This is a genomic window from Metabacillus indicus (assembly GCF_046603695.1).
GTDB classification, from domain to species: domain Bacteria; phylum Bacillota; class Bacilli; order Bacillales; family Bacillaceae; genus Bacillus_P; species Bacillus_P indicus.
In genome coordinates, this window is the sequence record NZ_CP176757.1 from 305,968 (window position 1) to 324,424 (window position 18,457).

General features: G+C 47.8%; 19 protein-coding genes, 1 rRNA gene and 1 riboswitch. Of the genes, 18 read left to right on the forward strand and 2 right to left on the reverse strand.

Annotated features, from left to right (window positions below; translation table 11 throughout):
- The first annotated feature begins 72 nt into the window (after nt 1-72).
- From rrf to purD, 16 genes are all read left to right on the forward strand, one after another.
- Nucleotides 73-188 (forward strand): 5S ribosomal RNA (gene rrf, locus ACK1LH_RS01735).
- Nucleotides 189-481: 293 nt separating this feature from the next.
- A complete protein-coding gene (locus ACK1LH_RS01740; RefSeq protein WP_277987845.1) occupies nt 482-604 on the forward strand; it encodes a hypothetical protein in 123 nt (40 codons plus the stop codon).
- A gap of 532 nt (nt 605-1,136) precedes the next feature.
- Nucleotides 1,137-1,679, forward strand: a complete 543-nt coding sequence (locus tag ACK1LH_RS01745; RefSeq protein ID WP_029285459.1) for a DUF2179 domain-containing protein — start codon at nt 1,137-1,139, stop codon at nt 1,677-1,679.
- The gene (locus ACK1LH_RS01750) at nt 1,676-1,876 is read left to right on the forward strand and encodes an NETI motif-containing protein (protein WP_029566477.1); all 201 of its coding nucleotides are present in this window, start codon (nt 1,676-1,678) and stop codon (nt 1,874-1,876) included. Before ACK1LH_RS01745 ends, ACK1LH_RS01750 begins: the two co-directional genes overlap by 4 nt.
- A gap of 85 nt (nt 1,877-1,961) precedes the next feature.
- Nucleotides 1,962-2,063: riboswitch (purine riboswitch) on the forward strand.
- A gap of 145 nt (nt 2,064-2,208) precedes the next feature.
- Nucleotides 2,209-2,697 carry a 5-(carboxyamino)imidazole ribonucleotide mutase gene (gene purE / locus ACK1LH_RS01755; protein ID WP_029566476.1) on the forward strand — a complete coding sequence of 163 codons (489 nt, stop codon included), beginning with the start codon at nt 2,209-2,211 and terminating at the stop codon, nt 2,695-2,697.
- Nucleotides 2,690-3,814 carry a 5-(carboxyamino)imidazole ribonucleotide synthase gene (gene purK, locus ACK1LH_RS01760; RefSeq protein ID WP_029566475.1) on the forward strand — a complete coding sequence of 375 codons (1,125 nt, stop codon included), beginning with the start codon at nt 2,690-2,692 and terminating at the stop codon, nt 3,812-3,814. The genes purE and purK overlap by 8 nt, the downstream gene beginning before the upstream one ends.
- 16 nt (nt 3,815-3,830) lie before the next feature.
- Complete coding sequence (gene purB / locus ACK1LH_RS01765) at nt 3,831-5,123, forward strand: adenylosuccinate lyase (RefSeq protein ID WP_411334320.1); 1,293 nt, start codon at nt 3,831-3,833, stop codon at nt 5,121-5,123.
- A gap of 285 nt (nt 5,124-5,408) precedes the next feature.
- On the forward strand, nt 5,409-6,140 hold the full coding sequence (gene purC / locus ACK1LH_RS01770) for a phosphoribosylaminoimidazolesuccinocarboxamide synthase (RefSeq protein WP_029285468.1): 732 nt from the start codon (nt 5,409-5,411) through the stop codon (nt 6,138-6,140).
- Nucleotides 6,128-6,382: a phosphoribosylformylglycinamidine synthase subunit PurS gene (purS, locus tag ACK1LH_RS01775; protein WP_029285470.1), complete on the forward strand. Its 255-nt coding sequence runs from the start codon at nt 6,128-6,130 to the stop codon at nt 6,380-6,382. The genes purC and purS overlap by 13 nt, the downstream gene beginning before the upstream one ends.
- Entirely contained in the window at nt 6,379-7,062 is a 684-nt protein-coding gene (gene purQ / locus ACK1LH_RS01780) for a phosphoribosylformylglycinamidine synthase subunit PurQ (protein ID WP_029285473.1), read from the forward strand. The genes purS and purQ overlap by 4 nt, the downstream gene beginning before the upstream one ends.
- Nucleotides 7,046-9,274 (forward strand): phosphoribosylformylglycinamidine synthase subunit PurL, encoded by a 2,229-nt coding sequence (purL, locus tag ACK1LH_RS01785; RefSeq protein WP_411334321.1) that lies wholly within the window; start codon nt 7,046-7,048, stop codon nt 9,272-9,274. Before purQ ends, purL begins: the two co-directional genes overlap by 17 nt.
- Complete coding sequence (gene purF / locus ACK1LH_RS01790; RefSeq protein ID WP_029285477.1) at nt 9,250-10,677, forward strand: amidophosphoribosyltransferase; 1,428 nt, start codon at nt 9,250-9,252, stop codon at nt 10,675-10,677. The genes purL and purF overlap by 25 nt, the downstream gene beginning before the upstream one ends.
- An 18-nt stretch (nt 10,678-10,695) precedes the next feature.
- Complete coding sequence (gene purM, locus ACK1LH_RS01795) at nt 10,696-11,736, forward strand: phosphoribosylformylglycinamidine cyclo-ligase (RefSeq protein WP_029285479.1); 1,041 nt, start codon at nt 10,696-10,698, stop codon at nt 11,734-11,736.
- Entirely contained in the window at nt 11,733-12,314 is a 582-nt protein-coding gene (gene purN / locus ACK1LH_RS01800; RefSeq protein WP_029285482.1) for a phosphoribosylglycinamide formyltransferase, read from the forward strand. Before purM ends, purN begins: the two co-directional genes overlap by 4 nt.
- Nucleotides 12,315-12,316: 2 nt before the next feature.
- On the forward strand, nt 12,317-13,855 hold the full coding sequence (purH, locus tag ACK1LH_RS01805; protein ID WP_411334322.1) for a bifunctional phosphoribosylaminoimidazolecarboxamide formyltransferase/IMP cyclohydrolase: 1,539 nt from the start codon (nt 12,317-12,319) through the stop codon (nt 13,853-13,855).
- A gap of 52 nt (nt 13,856-13,907) precedes the next feature.
- Nucleotides 13,908-15,176 carry a phosphoribosylamine--glycine ligase gene (gene purD / locus ACK1LH_RS01810; protein WP_411334324.1) on the forward strand — a complete coding sequence of 423 codons (1,269 nt, stop codon included), beginning with the start codon at nt 13,908-13,910 and terminating at the stop codon, nt 15,174-15,176.
- Here the strand turns inward: purD and ACK1LH_RS01815 are convergent.
- Both ACK1LH_RS01815 and ACK1LH_RS01820 read right to left on the reverse strand, forming a co-directional pair.
- On the reverse strand, nt 15,157-15,258 hold the full coding sequence (locus tag ACK1LH_RS01815; RefSeq protein ID WP_342825766.1) for an EYxxD motif small membrane protein: 102 nt from the start codon (nt 15,256-15,258) through the stop codon (nt 15,157-15,159). The two genes, purD and ACK1LH_RS01815, sit on opposite strands and share 20 nt — an antisense overlap.
- A gap of 71 nt (nt 15,259-15,329) precedes the next feature.
- Nucleotides 15,330-15,572 (reverse strand): DUF2892 domain-containing protein, encoded by a 243-nt coding sequence (locus tag ACK1LH_RS01820; protein ID WP_029285488.1) that lies wholly within the window; start codon nt 15,570-15,572, stop codon nt 15,330-15,332.
- A 91-nt stretch (nt 15,573-15,663) separates the two neighbouring features.
- On the opposite strand from ACK1LH_RS01820, the gene ACK1LH_RS01825 reads away from it, so the two are divergent.
- Nucleotides 15,664-17,397, forward strand: a complete 1,734-nt coding sequence (locus ACK1LH_RS01825) for an adenine deaminase C-terminal domain-containing protein (protein ID WP_411334325.1) — start codon at nt 15,664-15,666, stop codon at nt 17,395-17,397.
- Nucleotides 17,398-17,430: 33 nt separating this feature from the next.
- Nucleotides 17,431-18,456 (forward strand): DUF3048 domain-containing protein, encoded by a 1,026-nt coding sequence (locus tag ACK1LH_RS01830; protein WP_411334326.1) that lies wholly within the window; start codon nt 17,431-17,433, stop codon nt 18,454-18,456.
- The last annotated feature ends 1 nt before the right edge of the window (nt 18,457 follow it).

Genomic DNA, 18,457 nt, shown 5'->3' on the forward strand with positions numbered 1-18,457 from the left:
TGCACGTGAATCTTGTTATCAAACGTTACTCAGTTTTGAAAGAATAACTTCTTTCAACAAAAATGCATATTGTCTGGTGATGATGGCAAAGAGGTCACACCCGTTCCCATGCCGAACACGGAAGTTAAGCTCTTTAGCGCCGATGGTAGTTGGGGGTTTCCCCCTGTGAGAGTAGGACGTTGCCAGGCACGCAGAAAAGAGGACAGCAGAGATGCTGTTCTTTTTTGTTTTCTTAAAAAGAGACGAGTCAAACCCAGGAGGGTTTGGGCAGGATGAACAGGAATGATATTCGCCTTCCATCCGGAGGGTTGGGAGGAGCGAGCAGGTCGAGGAAGCGAGGGAGAGAAGACCGGAGCGTACGAATGTACGTGAGGATCTGAACGAGTGAAGCTGACGAAGAGATGCGAAGCTCATCGCAGGCCGGATGCCGAAGCAAGGAAGTTAAGCTCTCAGCGCCGATGGTAGTTGGGGGTTTCCCCCTGTGAGAGTAGGACGTTGCCAGGCACGCAGAAAAAAGGACAGCAGAGATGCTGTCTTTTTTGTTGTTAAGCAAGAAATCGGCGGGGTACATAGTGCAAACAAATGGCTCAATCGTACCCTGTAAAACTGTCATTTCGATTTGGCAGGGTAAGTAAATGTCCGAATCGTACCCTCGTAAACTGTAAAACGATATCGGAGGGTAAGCAAACGCCTGAATCGTACCCTCGTAAACCGAGAAACGATATCGGAGGGTAAGCAAACGCCTGAATCGTACCCTCGTAAACCGAGAAACGATATCGGAGGGTAAGCAAACGCTTGAATCGTACCCTCGTAAACCGAGAAACGATATCAGAGGGTAAGCAAACACCCGAATCGTACCCACCAAACCCGTAAAACGATATCGCAGGGTAAGCAGACAACTGAAACCCTCTAAGCTGCCCAACCACTTTGGACCAAAGCCCTCTCACTTTTATTCTTCTTTGCTGAATCGTCCGACCGCTATCCCGCCACCTTCATAGCAGCAAAACAAAACACCCGTTATCTGCCCCTCTTCCATTGTTTCTTTCCCAAAACTTTAGTAAGATATGACCTGTTACCTTTAATATGAGCAGTTTGCAGCTTAAAGTATAAGGGTCATCATGTTAGGAGGAAATTCATTGCTTTCCAATAGTTTAATGATGATTTTAATCATCTTGGTAATTAATATTGTTTATGTATCTTTTTTTACGATACGGATGATCTTGACGCTTAAGGGCCAGCGGTATCTTGCGGCTTTTATCAGTACGATAGAAGTTGTGATTTATGTCATCGGCCTTGGTCTTGTGCTTGATAATTTAAATGAGATTCAGAATTTGATTGCGTATGCGGTCGGGTACGGAATTGGCGTTATTGTAGGGATGAAGATTGAGGAAAAGCTTGCTCTCGGGTATATTACAGTTAACGTAATTTCGACTGAAAGCGAGAAGGACCTGCCGGGTATTCTGAGAGACAAAGGATATGGGGTAACGGACTGGATGGCAAATGGCCGTGAGGGTGACCGGCTCGCGATGCAGATCCTCACTCCGAGAAAGTATGAATTGAATCTATATGCAGCAATAAAAGAGCTTGATCCTAGGGCATTTATTATTGCGTTTGAGCCGAAGACAATCCACGGAGGCTTCTGGGTGAAAGCGGTAAGAAGGGGTAAGATTGAGGTATGACGGACAAGCCGAAAAAGCGAAAGTTTGAGGTTGGAGAAGGCGAAAGCATCGACAGCTGCCTTTCCCGCATGCAGAGTGAGGGCTACATGCCTGTCAGAAGAATGGAAGAGCCAATTTTTAAAGAAGAAAAGATAAATGGTTCAATTGAAGTGGTACCTTATGGGAAAAAGATTGTTTTTGAAGGAAAGTTAATCTAAATACGAACGTTTTATACAGAAGTTATTACATTGTTCGATTTTTCGTTGACAACTTCTGAATCAGGCTGTTATGATTATGTTGGATATGAAAACGAATGAATGACCTCATATAAAGTCGGGAATATGGCCCGAAAGTTTCTACCCGATAACCGTAAATTATTGGACTATGAGGGAAAGTGATCGTTGACCAGACATGGAACAGCTTTTTTATGAATGTTCTTATGACCGGTTTGCAGTGCTTTCTCTTGTAGAGAAGGTTTGCAAACCGGTTTTTTCGTGGAAAAAAAGAATTTGAAAAACGTAAAACAGATGGATAGAGGCGGGGGATATAGATGGAACCATTGGTTGGAATTATAATGGGCAGCACGTCAGACTGGGAGACGATGAAGCACGCCTGCGAAGTTCTTGATGAGCTTCAGGTGCCTTATGAGAAAAAAGTGGTTTCCGCACATCGCACTCCTGATTATATGTTTGCTTATGCAGAAGATGCAAGAAATAGAGGGCTGAAAGTGATTGTGGCCGGCGCAGGAGGAGCTGCTCATCTGCCTGGCATGGTTGCCGCCAAAACGACACTCCCTGTAATTGGAGTGCCTGTTCAATCAAAAGCGCTTAACGGCATGGATTCGCTGCTGTCTATCGTGCAGATGCCTGGCGGTGTTCCGGTTGCAACGGTTGCAATCGGCAAGGCCGGGGCAGTCAATGCAGGCCTGCTGGCAGCCCAGATTCTCTCAATCTCAGATACGCTCCTTGCTGAAAGGCTTGATGCAAAACGGGAAAAAACACGGAACACCGTGCTGGAAAGCAGTGATGACCTTGTCTAAACAAATGATTATGCCCGGTTCAACAATCGGAATCATCGGCGGCGGTCAGCTTGGCCGGATGATGACAGTGGCTGCAAAAAGCATGGGGTATGACGTTGCTGTGCTGGACCCTACTCCTAATTCACCGTGCGGTCAGCTTGCAGACTATGAAATAACGGCCTCCTACAACGATTTGGAAGCTATTAAGAAACTTGCAGAACTTAGCGATGTGATTACGTATGAGTTTGAAAACATAGATTACGAGGCTTTAAAGTGGATTGAAGCGAATGCCTATTTGCCTCAGGGTTCGGCACTTCTGTCATTGACTCAGGATCGCGGCACAGAGAAACAAGCGATCACAGATGCAGGATGCACAGTTGCAGACTACCGGATTGTCGAAACAGAAACGGAGCTTGCATCAGCAGCCGGGGAACTTGAGCTGCCTTGTGTATTGAAAACGTGCCGCGGTGGCTACGATGGTAAGGGGCAGGCGGTAATCAGACATAACGAAGACCTTAAAACAGCTGCAGAGCTTTTGAAAAACGGAACCTGCATTCTTGAAAAGTGGGTGCCGTTTGTAAAAGAAATTTCGGTGATTGTCGCAAGAAATTCAGATGGAGAAATCCGTTCTTTCCCGATTGCGGAGAACGTTCATGTCAACAACATTCTTCACCAGAGCATTGTACCTGCAAGAATTGGGGAAGGCACAGCCCGTGAAGCAGAGAAACAGGCTGGTCAGCTCGCTGCTGCCTTTAACCTTGTCGGTACGCTTGCGGTCGAAATGTTTGTCACCGAAGAGGGAAGCATTTTAATTAACGAGCTTGCTCCAAGACCTCATAATTCAGGTCATTACACCATTGACCTCTGCGAAACAGATCAGTTTGAGCAGCATATCCGTGCTGTATGCAATCTGCCGCTCGGGAAGCCTGTTTTGCTGCATCCAGGCATCATGGTGAACGTTTTAGGCGAACATATGCCTCTGATTTTAAATAATCTTTCGTTATTCAGTGAAGGTAAGATATACTTGTACGGTAAAAAAGAGGCAAAGCACAGACGGAAGATGGGGCATGTCACTTTTTTAACAGAGAGCATTGACCAAAAAGAAAAAGAAATCAATAACTTATGGGGTCAACAATAGAACGGAGGATTTATCAATGATTGAACGATACACAAGACCTGAAATGGGTGCGATCTGGACGGAGGAAAACCGTTTCCAGGCATGGCTGGAAGTAGAGATACTTGCTTGCGAGGCATGGGCTGAGCTTGGACATATTCCAAAAGAAGATGTAAAACTGCTCCGCCAGAATGCATCTTTTGATATGAACCGCATTAAGGAAATTGAAGAAGAGACACGCCACGATGTGGTTGCCTTCACAAGAGCCGTTTCTGAAACGCTTGGCGAGGAGCGAAAGTGGGTTCATTACGGATTAACATCTACAGACGTAGTGGATACAGCGTTGTCTTATCTTCTGAAACAGGCAAATGCGATTCTCTTAAAAGACATCGAAAACTTTGTTGAGATTTTGAAAAACAAAGCAATCGAGCACAAATATACAGTCATGATGGGGCGCACACACGGGGTGCACGCTGAGCCGACTACTTTCGGACTGAAGCTTGGCTTATGGTATGAGGAAATGAAGCGGAACCTTGAGCGCTTCAAGCGTGCAGCAGAAGGCATTGAGTTCGGCAAAATGTCAGGTGCTGTAGGTACATATGCAAACATTGATCCTTTTGTTGAAGCATATGTGTGTGAAAAATTAGGGCTTCAGGCTGCGCCAATCTCGACTCAGACTCTTCAGCGTGACCGCCATGCTGATTATATGAGCACACTTGCTCTGATTGCGACATCCATTGAAAAGTTTGCAACGGAAGTGCGTGGTCTGCAAAAGAGTGAAACGCGTGAAGTAGAAGAGTTTTTCGCAAAAGGCCAAAAAGGTTCTTCGGCTATGCCGCATAAACGCAACCCGATCGGCTCTGAGAACATGACAGGTCTTGCGAGAGTCATCCGCGGACATATGCTGACAGCCTATGAGAACGTTCCGCTGTGGCATGAGCGTGATATTTCACATTCATCTGCAGAGCGCATTATTCTTCCTGATGCGACGATTGCCCTTAACTACATGCTGAACCGTTTCGGCAATATTGTGAAGAACCTGACGGTGTTCCCGGAAAACATGAAGCGCAATATGGACCGCACACTTGGGCTGATTTACTCTCAGCGCGTTCTTCTTGCTTTGATTGATTCAGGTATGACACGCGAGCTGGCATATGATCTTGTTCAGCCGAAGGCAATGGAGGCATGGGAAAGACAAGTGCCGTTCCGCGAGCTTGTAGAAGCAGACGGAACGATCACAGACCGTCTGTCAGCTGAAATGATTGCTGACTGCTTCGACTACAACTATCACTTAAAAGGTGTCGATACGATTTTTGAACGCTTAGGTCTGTAAGCGGACATTTTTACAGAAGAGGTAAATAGAGATATTTGCCTCTTTTTTAAAAAGCGGAGTACGTGCTGTCTGGCTCCATTGGCAGTTCCCGGAGGTAACCTGGCAATAGACTCAGCACATTGAATGTTGTCCGGCTCCATCGCCCAGCTCCTCTGCCAGAACAGCTCCGCCAGTAAAGGCAAAAAGCGCCTTTTCTGGCGGATCCTTATCTGGCTCCCGGAGCTAACCGGGCGATTCCGCACTTCGAAAGTTCCCAATATTCAGTCGTTATAAGGAGGATAAGGCATGACAACCGAAAAATTGAACCTGCTTTATGAAGGAAAGGCAAAGAGAATTTACCGCACGAATGAAGAATCCGTTTTGCTTGTTTCATATAAGAATTCCGCAACCGCGTTTAATGGCGGGAAGAAGGCAGAGATTGAAGGGAAAGGCCGCCTGAACAATGAGATTTCATCGCTGCTTTTTGAGAAGCTTGCTGAGAAGGGGATTGAGAGTCATTTTATTAAAAAGCTTTCAGAAACAGAGCAGCTTGTCAAAGAGGTAACCATTGTTCCCCTTGAGGTTGTTGTGCGCAACATTATGGCAGGAAGCCTCTCTAAGCGGCTGGGGATTGAGGAAGGAACACCGCTTCAAAAGCCGATTGTTGAATTTTACTACAAAGATGATGCTCTTGGGGATCCCCTCATAACTGAAGATCATATCGACGTGCTTGAAGCGGCGACGAAAGAGCAGGTACAGGAGCTGAAAACAGCTGCGTTAAAAGTTAATGATGTCCTCATTTCCCACTTTAAGCAGTGCGGAATCCGTTTAGTAGATTTCAAACTGGAATTTGGATTGACGAGTGAAGGAAAACTTCTTCTCGCAGATGAGATTTCACCGGATACTTGCCGTCTGTGGGATGAAGAAACGAATGAGAAGTTTGACAAAGATGTATTCCGCCGGGATATTGGCAGTTTAACAGATGCATATTCAGTGATTTTAAACCGTTTAGGAGGAGAAGCAGCATGTACAAAGTAAAGGTATTCGTTACACTCAGAGAGAGCGTTTTAGATCCGCAGGGAAGCGCGGTGCAGCACGCATTGCACAGCATGAACTACAAAGAGGTCAGCGATGTCCGGATCGGAAAGTACATGGAGCTTGCGATTGAAAAAACGGAGCGTGACCTGGATGCGACGGTCCGCGAAATGTGTGAAAAGCTTCTGGCCAACACTGTGATTGAAGACTACCGCTATGAGGTGGAGGAGGTTGTGGCACAGTGAAATTCGCCGTTATCGTTTTTCCGGGGTCAAACTGTGACATCGATATGTTTCACGCCATCAAGGATGAACTTGGAGAAGAAGCTGAATACGTATGGCATGATCAGACCGATTTAAGCCGTTTTGACGGCATTCTGCTTCCCGGAGGATTCTCTTATGGGGATTACCTTCGTTCCGGGGCGATTGCCCGTTTTGCAAACGTTATGAAGGAAGTTGTGAAAGCAGCCGAAGCTGGCAAACCGGTGCTCGGCGTATGCAACGGTTTTCAGATTCTGCTTGAAGCGGGTCTTCTGCCTGGTGCGATGAAACGCAATGAGAACCTGAAGTTCATTTGCCGCCCGACAAATCTTGTCGTTCAAAATAACAAGACAATGTTTACTTCTGCTTATGAAAAAGAACAGGTTATTTCAGTGCCGATTGCACACGGAGAAGGAAACTACTACTGTGATGAACTCACATTAGCGAGATTAAAAGAAAACAATCAAATCGTCTTCATCTATGAAAATAATCCGAATGGAAGTTTAGTAGATATCGCCGGGATTGTGAATGAAAAGGGCAATGTTCTTGGCATGATGCCGCATCCTGAGCGTGCAGTTGATGAGCTGCTCGGCAGCGCTGACGGACTGAAGCTGTTTAAATCGATCGTGAAAAACTGGAGGGAATCTCATGTCACTACTGCTTGAACCAACTCAGCAAATGATCAAAGAAGAGAAAATCTACCGCCAATTCGGCGTCAGTGATGATGAGTTCAGCATGATTGAAGGCATCATGGGCCGTTTGCCGAACTATACAGAGCTTGGCATTTTCTCTGTTATGTGGTCAGAGCACTGCAGCTATAAAAACTCAAAGCCGGTGCTTAAGAAGTTCCCGACTTCAGGGGAGCATGTTCTTCAGGGGCCGGGAGAAGGCGCAGGAATTGTTGATATCGGAGACGGCCAGGCTGTTGTGTTTAAGATCGAGAGCCACAATCACCCTTCTGCGATTGAACCCTATCAGGGTGCGGCGACAGGCGTAGGCGGCATCATCCGTGACGTCTTTTCAATGGGAGCACGTCCTATTGCTCTATTAAACTCTTTGCGCTTTGGGGAATTGACGTCACCGCGTGTGCGCTACTTGTTTGAAGAGGTTGTAGCAGGAATCGCAGGCTACGGAAACTGCATCGGGATCCCGACAGTAGGAGGCGAAATCCAGTTCGATCCTTCCTATGACGGCAATCCGCTTGTAAACGCCATGTGTGTTGGTCTAATCAACCATGAGGATATTAAAAAAGGCGTGGCAAAAGGAATCGGAAACACCGTTATGTATGTTGGAGCGAAAACAGGACGCGACGGCATTCACGGCGCTACTTTTGCCTCAGAGGAACTGACGGATTCATCTGATGAAAACCGTCCGGCCGTACAAGTCGGAGATCCTTTCATGGAAAAGCTTTTGCTTGAAGCTTGTCTAGAGGTTATTAAATGTGATGCCCTTGTCGGCATTCAGGATATGGGAGCAGCGGGACTGACGAGCTCGACAGCTGAAATGGCGAGTAAAGCGGGATCCGGCATTGAGCTCAACTTAGATTTAGTGCCTCAGCGCGAAGCGGGCATGACACCTTATGAAATGATGCTCTCCGAATCACAGGAGCGGATGGTTCTCGTTGTAGAACGCGGACGCGAGCAGGAGATCACCGACATTTTTGACAAATATGAGCTTGAAGCAAAAGCAATTGGCACTGTAACAGACGATAAAATGCTCCGTCTTCTTCATAAAGGAGAAGTTGTGGCGGAAATTCCAGTTGATGCGCTTGCGGAAGAAGCGCCGGTTTACCACAAGCCTTCAGCTGAGCCTGCCTACTATAAAGAATTTCAGGCTATGGAACAAACCGCACCTGAAACGGGCGACTTAAAAGAAACGCTGATCAGTCTTTTAAAGCAGCCGACGATTGCAAGCAAAGAATGGGTGTACGATCAATACGACTATATGGTCCGCACAAATACGGTTGTGGCACCGGGATCAGACGCTGCTGTTCTCCGCATACGCGATACGAACAAAGCACTTGCCATGACGACAGACTGCAATTCAAGATATCTTTACCTCGATCCTGAAACAGGCGGCATGATTGCTGTTGCAGAAGCAGCGCGCAACATTGTCTGCTCAGGAGGAAAACCGCTTGCTGTGACAGACTGCCTGAACTTCGGCAATCCGGAAAAGCCGGAGATTTTCTGGCAGATCGAAAAAGCAGCTGACGGCATGAGTGAAGCGTGCCGCGTGCTGAATTCACCGGTTATCGGCGGAAATGTTTCTCTGTACAATGAAACGAACGGCACGGCTGTTTATCCGACACCGGTCATCGGCATGGTCGGTCTGATAGAAGATACGAAGTACATTACGACTCAATCATTCAAAGCAGCGGGAGACCTGATTTATGTACTTGGCGAAACGAAGAATGAGTTCGGAGGAAGCGAGCTTCAAAAGCTGACATACGGCAGAATCTTCGGCAAAGCACCTGAGCTTGATCTTGCAGTGGAAGCAGACCGCCAGGCAAAAGTAGCAGCAGCTATCCGTGCAGGACTTGTTTCATCAGCGCATGACGTTGCAGAGGGCGGCCTTGCAGTAGCTGCAGCTGAAAGCACATTCGGCACAAACGGACTTGGCGCAGATTTGACAATTGACGGTGAAGCTGTTGCTGCCCTGTTCAGCGAAACACAATCCCGTTTCATCCTGACAATAAAACCTGAACACAAGACGTCTTTTGAAGAATTGACAGGTGCTGCACTGATCGGGCGTGTCACAGGAGATGGCATCTTCACGGTGAAAAACGGAGCAGGCGACCTTCTTGTTCAGGCTGAAGCAGCTGAGCTTGAAGCGGCCTGGAGAGGAGCGATTCCATGCTTGCTGAGATCAGAGGACTAAATGAAGAGTGCGGAGTGTTTGGTATTTGGGGACACTCTGAAGCTCCCCAAATTACGTATTACGGCCTGCACAGTCTTCAGCACCGCGGCCAGGAGGGCGCCGGCATTGTGTCAACAGACGGCAGCAAGCTGACATGCGTCAAAGGCCAGGGCCTGATTACGGAAGTATTCAGCGGCGGGCGCCTGAATGACATCAAGGGAAAAGGCGCAATCGGCCACGTCCGCTATGCGACAGCGGGCGGCGGAGGATTTGAAAATGTTCAGCCCCTCCTGTTCCGCTCAGAAAGCGGCGGCCTTGCCCTTGCCCATAATGGAAACCTTGTAAATGCGAACGGACTGAAGCATCAGCTTGAGCACCAGGGGAGTATCTTCCAGTCCACTTCCGACACAGAAGTGCTTGCCCACCTTATCAAACGAAGCGGCTACAGTTCGCTTAAGGATAAAATTAAAAATGCCCTGACCATGATTAAAGGTGCCTACGCATTCCTGATCATGACAGAAACAGAAATGATGGTTGCCCTTGATCCGAACGGACTGCGCCCTCTTTCAATCGGCATGCTCGGAGACGCTTATGTTGTGGCTTCTGAAACATGTGCTTTTGATATTATCGGCGCTGAATACCTCCGCGAGGTTCAGCCGGGTGAACTGCTTATCATCAATGATGACGGGCTGCAGTCAGAACGCTTTTCCGTTAACGTTAACCGCGCCATCTGCAGCATGGAATACATCTATTTTTCAAGACCTGACAGCAACATCGACGGCATCAACGTGCACACTGCCCGGAAAAATCTCGGCAAGCGCATGGCCATTGAAGCGCCTTTTGAAGCAGATGTTGTAACAGGCGTTCCGGACTCAAGCATTTCAGCTGCCATTGGCTATGCGGAGGCCTCAGGGATACCGTATGAGCTTGGCCTGATCAAAAACCGCTACGTTGGCAGAACGTTCATTCAGCCGTCCCAGTCACTCAGGGAGCAGGGCGTGAAGATGAAACTGTCGGCTGTCCGCGGAGTAGTTGAAGGCAAGCGCGTTGTCATGGTTGACGATTCCATCGTCCGCGGTACGACGAGCCGCAGAATCGTGAACATGCTTAGAGAAGCGGGAGCAACGGAAGTGCACGTCTGCATTACGTCTCCGCCCATCAGCAACCCGTGCTTTTACGGAATTGATACATCCTCTACAGAAGAGCTGATTGCAGCGACGCACTCAGTGGAAGAAATCAGGGAAATCATCGGAGCGGACACACTGACATTCCTCAGTGTCGAAGGGCTGCTCGAAGGCATTGGACGAAAGTATGAAGGCGAGCGCCGCGGACAGTGTCTGGCTTGTTTTACAGGAAAATATCCGACAGAGATTTATCCGGATACAGAATTGCCTCATGAAAAGGAAGAAGTGCTGACGAAATAAGAGCGGGAGGAATAAAGGATGTCAAACGCATATAAGCAGGCAGGCGTAGATATCGAAGCAGGGTATGAAGCTGTTTCGCGAATGAAAAAGCATGTCGCAAAAACAATGAGAAAAGGCGTCATGGGAAGCCTCGGCGGCTTCGGCGGCATGTTCGACCTTTCTGAGCTGAAACTCAAACAGCCTGTCCTTGTTTCAGGAACAGACGGGGTCGGCACAAAGCTCAAGCTTGCTTTTCAGATGAATCAGCATGATACCATCGGGGTGGATGCGGTTGCCATGTGTGTGAACGATATTCTTGCACAGGGTGCAGAGCCCCTATTTTTCCTGGACTATCTTGCTCTTGGAAAAGCGGAGCCTGCTAAAATTGAACAGATCGTCAAAGGCGTTGCAGACGGATGCGAGCAGGCAGGCTGTGCGCTGGTCGGCGGTGAAACGGCTGAGATGCCGGGACTTTATGACGGTGAAGAGTATGATATCGCAGGCTTTTCAGTTGGCGCAGCGGAAAAGGAAGACATTGTAACCGGTGAGAATATCCGTGCCGGCCATGTGCTGATCGGCCTTGCTTCAAGCGGCCTTCACAGCAATGGGTTTTCTCTTGTGCGCAAGATTTTGCTTGAAGACGGCGGTTTATCTCTTGATGAGAACGTTCAGCCGCTTGAGAAACCGCTTGGCGAAGAGCTTCTCACTCCAACAAAAATCTATGTGAAGCCGGTCCTAAACGTGCTGAAAAAATATAAAGTGGACGGTATGGCCCATATTACGGGCGGCGGTTTTATTGAAAATATCCCAAGAATGCTTCCTGAGGGCCTCAGCGCTGAAATCGACTTTGGTTCATGGCCGATACCTGCTGTATTTGATCTTCTTCAGGAAAAAGGGTCACTAAGCCAAGAAGAAATGTTCAACATCTTCAATATGGGCATCGGCTTTGTGCTTGCAGTGGATTACAGCCAAATGCATGCAGTCATCAGCGAGCTTGAAAAGAACGGCGAAAAAGCCTTTATCATCGGCCGTGTAAAAGAAGGCAGTGGGGTCACATTCGGCGGAGGCGCTCTCTCATGATGAAAATCGCCGTATTTGCTTCAGGATCCGGCTCGAATTTCCAGGCCATCCTGAATGAAATCAAGAGGGGAAAGCTTGAGGCAGAGGTTGTCCTTTTGGTTTGCGACAGACCGGGAGCAAGGGTTGTTGAACGTGCGCAAAAGGAAAACATTCCGGTGTTTGAGTTTTCACCGAAGGAATTCAGCAGCAAAGCAGCTTTTGAGACGCTGATTCTTCGCCAGCTGGAACAGTATGGTGTAAACTATGTGGTACTTGCAGGCTATATGAGACTGATTGGTGAGACGCTTCTTACTGCCTGCCCTGAACGCATCATAAATCTGCATCCGTCGCTTCTGCCTGCTTTTCCAGGCAAGGACGCCATCGGCCAGGCTTTTCGCGCAGGCGTAAAAGTCACCGGCATTACGATACACTTTGTAGATGCGGGCATGGACACAGGGCCGATTATTGCTCAGCAGGCACTTGAGGTGGAGGACACAGATACGCCTGAAACCTTGGCAGAAAAAATCCATCAGCTTGAGCATGCCTATTATCCGCATGTTCTGCAGTCTCTCTTTCAAAAACGAAAACTAGAGGTGTAACTATGACAATCAAACGGGCACTTGTCAGTGTTTCAGATAAAGAAGGCATTATTCCGTTCGCTGCCGGACTTGTTAGGCAGGGCATTGAAGTCATTTCAACCGGCGGGACGAAAAAATTGCTTCAGGAGAACAACGTGAAGGTGACGGGAATTTCCGAAGTGACCGGATTTCCTGAAATCATGGATGGCCGCGTCAAAACGCTTCATCCGAACATTCACGGCGGATTGCTTGCCGTCCGCAGCAATCCGGATCATATGAAGCAGCTTGAAGAAAACAGCATTCTTCCAATCGATCTTGTTGTCGTGAACCTTTATCCTTTTAAAGAAACCATCTCCAAAAAGGATGTAACGTTCGATGACGCGATTGAAAACATTGATATCGGCGGACCGACGATGCTGCGCTCGGCTGCGAAAAATCATCAGGACGTAACAGTTGTTGTCGATCCTGCAGATTATGCAGACGTTCTTGAGCAAATCAAAGCGGAGAAGGCAGTCTCTCTTGCAGCAAAGCAAAAGCTTGCCGCGAAAGTCTTCCGCCACACAGCTTCTTATGATGCGCTGATTGCTGAGTTTTTAACAAACGCAGTAGGCGAAGAAGATCCTGAAACGGTCACGTACACATACGAGAAAAAACAGTCGCTCCGCTACGGCGAAAATCCGCATCAAAAAGCGACGTTCTATAAAAAGCCGCTGGCAGGCACCGTCTCGATTGCAGAAGCGGTTCAGCTTCACGGCAAAGAGCTCTCTTACAACAACATTAAAGATGCGGATGCCGCTCTTCAAATCGTAAGAGAATTTACGCAGCCTGCAGCTGTTGCTGTTAAGCATATGAACCCTTGCGGTGTAGGTACAGGAGGAACTATCTTTGAAGCGTTCACGCGCGCATACGAAGCAGATCCGACATCGATTTTCGGAGGCATCATTGCTCTGAATCATGAGGTCGATGCGGATACGGCGCACAAGCTTCATGAGATTTTCCTTGAAATCGTTATAGCACCATCCTTCAGCGAGGAAGCTCTTGAGATTTTAACATCCAAGAAAAACCTGCGCCTTCTGACTTTGGATGTTCTCGGTGCAGAAGCGCAGGATCAGCAGGTTACCTCTATTCATGGCGGACTTCTTGTACAGGATGAGGACACGCTGTCGTTTGATGACGCCAAAATCACCATTCCTACAAGACGCGAGCCGTCTGAGCAGGAGTGGGAAGACCTCAAGCTTGCCTGGAAGGTCGTTAAGCATGTGAAATCGAACGCGATCGTTCTTGCTAAAAATCAGATGACAATTGGTGTTGGCGCTGGCCAGATGAACCGCGTCGGCGCAGCAAACATCGCGATTGAGCAGGCGGGCAGGCTTGCAAAAGGCAGCGCGATGGGATCTGATGCGTTCTTCCCTATGAGCGACACAGTGGAAGCGGCAGCCAAAGCGGGTGTGACGGCCATCATTCAGCCGGGCGGATCCATTAAAGATGAGGATTCAATTAAAAAAGCAGATGAATACGGCATTGCCATGGTCTTTACTGGGGTAAGACATTTTAAACATTAATCTTTGGGCGTGCGGCATATGGCCCGCACGCTTACTTTAGCGAGGTGGAACAATGAACATTCTGATCATTGGCCGCGGAGGCCGTGAACATGCAATCGCCTGGAAGGCATCTCAAAGCAAGCTTGCAGACAAAGTGTTCGCTGCACCTGGAAACGACGGGATGAGTACGGTTGCCGAGCTTGTTGCAATTGATGAATCGAATACACAGGAGCTTGTTGCATTTGCTCTTGGAAATCAAGTCGGCCTCACCATTGTCGGTCCGGAAGTACCGCTTTTAAACGGCGTAGTCGATGCTTTTCAAGAAGCGGGATTGAAGGTTTTCGGCCCGACAAAAGCGGCTGCGCTTATCGAAGGCAGCAAGAAATTTGCCAAAGAACTCATGCTTGCAAACAGCATACCTACAGCATCGTATGATTCTTTTACCTCGTTTGAGGAAGCAAAGCAGTATGTTCTTGAAAAAGGAGCTCCAATCGTTATTAAAGCAGATGGTCTCGCGGCAGGAAAAGGCGTGACCGTTGCTCTGACAGTGGAGGAAGCAGTCAATTGTCTCAGGGAATTTCTTGAGGATGCTAAATTCGGAGAAGCGAGCAGCTCGGTCGTCATTGAGGAATTCCTTGAAGGTGAAGAGTTTTCATTAATGGCGTTTGTTAACGGTGAGGACGTTTATCCAATGGTCATCGCCCAGGATCATAAGCGTGCATATGACCATGATGAAGGTCCAAACACAGGCGGCATGGGGGCATATTCACCTGTTCCCCAAATACCGGATGCATCTGTTTTGGAGGCTGTTGAAACCGTGCTGAAGCCGGCTGCCCGCGGAATGATTGCGAATGGCATACCATTTACAGGGATATTGTATGCCGGTCTGATCTTAACGGCTGAAGGTCCCAAGGTGATTGAATTCAACGCACGCTTCGGCGACCCTGAAACACAGGTTGTCCTTCCGCGTCTTGAATCCGATTTGATTGAAGTGCTGCTTGATATTCTCGACGGAAAAAAAGCAGAACTGAAATGGCGCGATGAAGCGGTGATGGGAGTCGTTCTTGCATCAAAAGGCTATCCGGATGCGTACATGAAGGGCGAAGCGATCGGTTCGCTTTTGCAGGGTTTTGAGCAGGGAGCCCTGTTCCATGCAGGCACAAAAAAAGAAGGCCAGCAGTATGTAACTGACGGCGGAAGGGTCCTTGCAGTCGTCGCATACGGAAGCGATCTGCTTGAAGCGCAGACACAAGTATATGAATACGTGGCAGAAGTTGCGTCAGATGCCCTGTTCTACCGAAAGGACATTGGAGCAAAAGCGACTAAGCACGTCTTTTCTTAACATACACAAACAAGAGCGCCACAATGCTGCCGATCAGAAGGGCAAGCACAAACGACATATCAGTCAGGTATTCCATGATCATAACGTTCACCTCTTTTAATGGATGCTCTAGTTAAGCAAACCCCCAAATGATGATTTGGGGGTTATTTGTTCTTAAGATGGATTATAAGTCTTATCCTCAAACTCCAAATCCTCTTTTTTATACTCCTGATACATAAATGTAAGCGGGCAGAAACGCAGGATTCCTTCTCCGACTTTCATGGCGCCGAGCAGCATGACAAGCAGGGCAGATTCTTTCCATGGCTTCTTTGAATATTTGGCAGATGCCCATGAGAGCAGGAAAAGTCCGATTGTGATGCGGACCAGGCCGTTTACAATGCCGATGTTTGGTTTCATAAAGATCAGACTCCTTTTTCGAGAAATTCTTTAGTGCGTTAATAAATTGAATATGTTACCATATTGAAAAGACCTTCAGGGAGGTGCTGTCATGCCAAAGCCAAATGCTCCGTGGAAAATCCGGGAGATCAGAGGCCATATTGACGCAGCATCCGGACAAGAGCCGCCGGATCTTTTGCTGAAAAATGGTACCTATCTGAACTCTTATTTAAAGAGATGGGTAAAGGCCCATATTTGGATTAAAGATGACCGGATTGTTTATATAGGAGAAAATCTCCCGGCCTCCGCAAAAGAAACAGCGGATTGCGAAGGGCAGTTTATTGTACCCGGCTATATTGAGCCGCACGCCCACCCGTTTCAACTTTATAATCCCCTTTCTTTCGGAGAGTATGTGTCGCAGTTCGGCACAACAAGCATAATCTGTGATAATTTATTTCTGCTTTTTCAGTCCGATAAAAAGAAAGCGTTTTCTTTTTTGGAGGAAATCAATCGCAGCCAAGTTCAGTATTACTGGTGGGCACGGTTTGACCTGCAAACGGAAGTACCGGATGAAACAGGTATTTTATCTCTGGATTTTATGAAAAAATGGATGGATTCTGAATATGTTATTCAAGGCGGTGAATTAACCGGCTGGCCAAAGCTATTGCAGGATGATGATCTCATGCTGTCGTGGATGAAGGAGATAAAAGGCAAGGGGAAGCGGATAGAGGGGCATTTTCCGGGTGCTTCTGCCGGTACGCTTACCAAAATGAAGCTTTTCGGTGCAGATTGCGACCACGAGGCGATGACAGGCGGGGATGTAGTCGAAAGGCTTTCTCTAGGCTATACGGTAGCCCTGCGCCATTCATCCATCAGGCCGGATCTGCCAGAGCTGCTAAAAGGCATCCGGGAGAAAGAAATCACTTCGTATGATCACTTCTTTTTTACAACAGACGGATCAACGCCGCATTTTTATAAGGACGGCATGATAGACAGTCTGATAAAAATGGCGATGGAAAGCGGTATTCCTGCAGTCGATGCCTACCATATGGCAAGCTTCAATGCGGCCCGCTATTACCGGATGGAAGAAGTGACGGGGGCGGTGGCACCTGGAAGAATGGCCAATCTGAATATCCTTTCAGCGATTGACCAGCCGCTTCCTGTCAGTGTGCTCGCTAAAGGAAAGTGGCTTAAAAAAGCTGGAGTCGCAGCTGAGTTTCCTTCTTTTGACTGGAAACAGACAGGACTTGAACCTCTGCAGCTGAATTGGTCACTCTCCCTTAATGATCTGCAATTTTCCATGGCTATGGGCCTGAAGATGAAAAATGACGTGATCATCGAACCATACAGGATCACCGTTGATCATTCCTTTGATGAGCTCAGTGACAGTCACGATGAATGCTTTCTCGCTCTCATTGATAAAAGAGGAAAATGGAGAATCAACACCATGCTGAAAGGTTTTGCCTCAAGTCTCGGCGGACTTGCAAGCTCGTACTCAACAACAGGTGACATTATTCTAATCGGAAAAAGCAAGCACGATATGATCACTGCTTTTCAGAGGATGAAGGAGCTTGGCGGGGGTATCGTTTTAGCAGAAAAAGGAGAAGTTCTGCACGAGATTCCGCTTGGAATTGGCGGCGGAGCATCTTTGCAGCCGTTTCAGGAAGTGGTAAATCAGGAGGAGACATTCAGAAGTCTTTTGGCGGAAAGAGGCTATCTGTTCGGGGACCCTGTTTACTCTCTGTTTTTCCTCTTATCGACTCATTTGCCTTATATCAGAATAACGCCAGCGGGGATCTATGATGTGCTCAAAAAAATAATACTCTTTCCGCCGATAATGCGTTAAAATATAAAAGGAAGCAAAAGGAGTCAAACTCACGTGAAAACCATCAAGAAGAACTTACAGCGGCTGTTGGCGGCAGTTATGCTGCTTGCATTGTGCACAGCATGCGTCAAAGAAGAGAGCAGCGTGCCAAAACCAAGCGTGATAAAGCAGGAACCATCAGCTCCTGCTGAAGAAATAAGCATCTATCCTCTTACTGGTCTGCCTTCAGAGAACCTGGGAAACCGTGCTTTTGCGGTGATGATCAATAATCACCCTGCAGCCCGGCCGCAGTCGGGACTCCACAAAGCGGACATTGTCTATGAAGTGCTTGCAGAAGGCAGCATCACAAGGTTTTTAGCCATCTATCAAAGCGAGCTTCCGGACATGATTGGCCCAGTCCGGAGTGCAAGAGAATACTATGTTGATCTTTCAGACGGCTACAATGCTTTTTTTGTAAGTCACGGATGGAGCCCTCAGGCGCGCGAACGGCTTGAAGATGGAAACCATGACTTCTTAAATGGAATGTTTTACGACGGCACGCTTTTTCAAAGGGCAGATTTCAGGAAAGCCCCGCACAATTCTTATATCTCATCCGAACATATAAAAAAAGGTGCAGAGCTGAATAAAGCGGATTTTTCGCAGAGGCCGGACCCGCTGCCGTTCATGAAAGCGGTGGAAGTAAATAAACTTCAGGGGAAATCCGGAGCAGAAGCCATCATCCGCTACGATAAATCTGACACTTTTGAATCGCAGTTTATTTATGACAAACAATCACAGACCTATTTCAGATATAGCACCGAACAGACTAAAGATCTCGAGTCAGATGAAGCTGTAGCACCCAGTAATGTCCTTATTGCTGAAATGACTCACGAAATTATGGATAAACAAGGCAGAAGGTCCATTAACCTTACGGAGGGCGGCAAAGCAATCCTCCTTCAGCATGGTGTCAGCCGCGAGGTCGAATGGCGCAATGCGGACGGACGGATCCTGCCGTATCTGAACGGAGAGCAGGTAAAGCTTGTTCCGGGAAAAACATGGATCAGCATCGTGCCCCATCTCAATCAAGTGACCATCCACTAAA

Coding starts and splice junctions, on each gene's coding strand:
- ACK1LH_RS01750 (WP_029566477.1), top strand. CDS start 1,676: ATGACGGACAAGCCGAAAAAGCGAAAGTTTGAGGTTGGAGAAGGCGAA.
- purE (WP_029566476.1), top strand. CDS start 2,209: ATGGAACCATTGGTTGGAATTATAATGGGCAGCACGTCAGACTGGGAG.
- purB (WP_411334320.1), top strand. CDS start 3,831: ATGATTGAACGATACACAAGACCTGAAATGGGTGCGATCTGGACGGAG.
- purC (WP_029285468.1), top strand. CDS start 5,409: ATGACAACCGAAAAATTGAACCTGCTTTATGAAGGAAAGGCAAAGAGA.
- purS (WP_029285470.1), top strand. CDS start 6,128: ATGTACAAAGTAAAGGTATTCGTTACACTCAGAGAGAGCGTTTTAGAT.
- purL (WP_411334321.1), top strand. CDS start 7,046: ATGTCACTACTGCTTGAACCAACTCAGCAAATGATCAAAGAAGAGAAA.
- purF (WP_029285477.1), top strand. CDS start 9,250: ATGCTTGCTGAGATCAGAGGACTAAATGAAGAGTGCGGAGTGTTTGGT.
- purM (WP_029285479.1), top strand. CDS start 10,696: ATGTCAAACGCATATAAGCAGGCAGGCGTAGATATCGAAGCAGGGTAT.
- purN (WP_029285482.1), top strand. CDS start 11,733: ATGATGAAAATCGCCGTATTTGCTTCAGGATCCGGCTCGAATTTCCAG.
- purH (WP_411334322.1), top strand. CDS start 12,317: ATGACAATCAAACGGGCACTTGTCAGTGTTTCAGATAAAGAAGGCATT.
- purD (WP_411334324.1), top strand. CDS start 13,908: ATGAACATTCTGATCATTGGCCGCGGAGGCCGTGAACATGCAATCGCC.
- ACK1LH_RS01815 (WP_342825766.1), bottom strand. CDS start 15,258: ATGATCATGGAATACCTGACTGATATGTCGTTTGTGCTTGCCCTTCTG.
- ACK1LH_RS01820 (WP_029285488.1), bottom strand. CDS start 15,572: ATGAAACCAAACATCGGCATTGTAAACGGCCTGGTCCGCATCACAATC.
- ACK1LH_RS01825 (WP_411334325.1), top strand. CDS start 15,664: ATGCCAAAGCCAAATGCTCCGTGGAAAATCCGGGAGATCAGAGGCCAT.